Origin of the sequence: Neisseria dentiae (assembly GCF_024580525.1) — a bacterium.
Classification (GTDB): domain Bacteria; phylum Pseudomonadota; class Gammaproteobacteria; order Burkholderiales; family Neisseriaceae; genus Neisseria; species Neisseria dentiae_A.
Genome location: NZ_JANIKQ010000070.1, coordinates 1 through 441 on the forward strand (window position 1 = coordinate 1; position 441 = coordinate 441).

The 441-nt window shown below is 67.1% G+C and carries 1 protein-coding gene; it reads right to left on the reverse strand.

All coding sequences use genetic code 11. The features are described from left to right. The coding region (locus tag NQ012_RS12905; RefSeq protein ID WP_257067975.1) for a hemagglutinin repeat-containing protein at positions 1-441 on the reverse strand (441 nt) is incomplete at both ends.

Consider the following 441-nt stretch of genomic DNA (forward strand, 5'->3'; position numbering starts at 1 on the left):
CGTCGCCGGCAAACAGCCCGCTTTGGCGGGTGGTGCTGCGGTGGTCGGCTTCGATATTGCCGTATTCGGCGCTGCCTGAGGCGCTGAAGCCGTAGCCGGCGGTTACTTGGGCTTCGATGCGGTAGTTTTCGCTGTCGTATACGGCTGTGTCCTGCGGGCTGGCTATGCTGAGGCTGCGGCTTTCGAGGCCGATGCCGCTGCCCGCCACTTGGGCGCCGTGAATGGCGGTGTGGCCGCCGCTTTGGATAAGGGTGCGGCTTTGGCTGCTGCCGATTCGGCTGTGGCGGTGCCGGGTGCTTTCTCCTTCGCCTCTGCCTTGGCCGTAGTTGCCGCCGGCGGTTATGCCGAGGCTGAGGCCGCCGTCGAAGCTGAGGGCGACGCCGGCGTTGAAGCCGGCTTCGCGGCTGCGGCTGTGCTGCCGGTGTGTTTCGGCGGCGGATT